This window comes from Microcoleus sp. POL10_C6, from assembly GCF_036701585.1.
In the GTDB taxonomy this organism is placed as follows: domain Bacteria; phylum Cyanobacteriota; class Cyanobacteriia; order Cyanobacteriales; family Microcoleaceae; genus Microcoleus.
Map to the genome: position 1 here is coordinate 1 of NZ_JAUBRB010000134.1, position 2,140 is coordinate 2,140.

Sequence of the window (2,140 nt, forward strand, 5' to 3'; positions counted from 1 at the left end):
CGGTGCGATTCGTTGAAGCGTAAATCACGGTAATCAGTCCGTACATAGCGCTTCCAGCCACAAGGCTGAACTCTCGGTCTGATAAGGGTGCAAGTCCCTTCTGCCAGACTCAGGTATGACTCCCTATCTGCCCACACCGACCGAACTCGATTTTTGGAGAGTGAAGCTGGGAACAGGGCGCAATCAGACATCCAATGTGGGGTGACACTGGCGCTAATGGGGAGTTCCGATGGTGAAATTGAGCCTAGAAAAGTAACTTATCCTCAAGCGGGACGCAGACCAAGAAATCCCGACTTCACTGGAGTTTATTCCCGCCGAATAATCGTCCGAATATCGGCAAGAGTCTAGGGAATCCAGTAGTTAAATTGGCTCCACCTAAAGGAACAATCAATCTAACCGAGGGAACGAAGAAAAACGAACCGAGGGTCTAGGGGAAGTCGAACCCCAAAGTAGGCTAGACGAGCAGCGGAATCCCCTTAGTTCGGGTAGGACAGACCGTAACTGGTCTGAGGTGTTCAGAGTACACAAACTAGAGCAGAGCATGATTAGGCACAACAGCAATGTTAGTGAATCTTGGAAGAAGTTACCTTGGAAGAAATTCCGAAGGGACTTATTTCGCCTACAAAAGCGCGTGTATAAAGCGATTCAGGTTGGAAACAAGCAGAAAGCGAAGTCCCTTCAAAAGCTAATTCTGAAATCTCGGGCTGCAAGAATGTTGGCAATACGTCAAGTAACTCAACTAAACGCTGGCAAAAAGACTGCGGGAATCGACGGAAAAGCCTCACTCACATTTGAGGAAAGATTTGCCCTGAGTGAAGAACTCAGAGCCAAAAGTAACAACTGGAAACATCAGAAGTTACGTTCAATACCAATCCCTAAAAAGGATGGGAGTACCCGCCTCCTTAAGATACCGACTATCGCCGACAGAGCGTGGCAATGCCTCGCAAAATACGCGCTAGAGCCAGCACACGAAGCAACCTTCCACGCTAGGAGTTATGGGTTTAGAACAGGAAGGTCGGCGCATGACGCGCAGAAAAATCTGTTCGACAATCTACGCTCCAATAGCAATGGAATAGAGAAACGGGTTATCGAGCTTGATATCGAAAAATGCTTTGACAGGATAAGCCACACCAGCATAATGGAACGACTCATCGCCCCAAGGGGTATCAAGACCGGAATATTCCGCTGTCTGAAATCAGGAGTCAATCCAGAATTTCCAGAACAAGGAACCCCGCAAGGGGGCGTGGTAAGTCCATTACTAGCCAATATTGCTCTCAATGGGATTGAGGAAATACATCAATCAGTCCGTTACGCGGATGATATGATAATAATTCTGAAACCTAAAGATGATGCGAAGGCAATACTTGATAAAGTCAGCGAATTTCTGGCAGAACGAGGCATGAAGGTTAGTGAAAAGAAAACCAAGCTAACAGCTACGACAGATGGGTTTGACTTCCTCGGTTGGCATTTCAAAGTGCAAAACAACGGGAAATTTAGAAGCGTTCCATCAGCGGACAACTTCAAAGCACTCCGTCAGAAGGTAAAGCACATCGTTAACAACTCGAATTATGGAGCCACACTCAAGGCTGAGAAATTAGCCTCTGTGGTTAGAGGCTGGAGGAATTACCACCGCTACTGTAAATTGGATGGGTCGCGGTTTTCACTGTGGTTTATTCAAAATAGAGCCTTCAAGGTATTCAATAAGGAAGCAAAAAAGAATCGCTATACTGTCAAAAAATTGATAGAAAAAGCGTTCCCGGCGGTTCCCTACTCCGAAAACAAATTTGTCAATGTCAAAGGAGAGAAATCTCCCTACGACGGAGATATAGCCTACTGGAGTGAGCGTAACAGCAAGCTCTATAACGGCGACACCTCTAAAGCTTTAAAACGGCAAAACCATAAATGTGGGAAATGTGGTCTAAAAATGCTAGGCGATGAAAAGGTACATCTGCATCATGTAGATGGTTGCCATAGTAATTGGAAAATAAATAACCTTCTAGCGGTTCACGAAAGCTGCCACGATTACATTCACATGAGCAAAGGCGAAAGCCAAGAACATCGGGAGCTGGGTGCGGTGAAAGTCGCACGCCCAGATCTAACTGAGAGGTGCCGGGGATAATACCCCGCATCGACTCAACCA

At 46.4% G+C, this 2,140-nt stretch carries 1 protein-coding gene; it reads left to right on the top strand.

The genetic code is table 11. From position 1 onward, the window contains the following. The first annotated feature begins 541 nt into the window (after positions 1-541). Positions 542-2,119 (top strand): reverse transcriptase domain-containing protein, encoded by a 1,578-nt coding sequence (locus QUA34_RS29960; protein ID WP_333391136.1) that lies wholly within the window; start codon positions 542-544, stop codon positions 2,117-2,119. Positions 2,120-2,140: the final 21 nt, after the last annotated feature.

Bases quoted from the DNA above. Each gene is read 5' to 3' on its own strand.
- QUA34_RS29960 (WP_333391136.1), top strand. From the start codon at position 542: ATGATTAGGCACAACAGCAATGTTAGTGAATCTTGGAAGAAGTTACCT.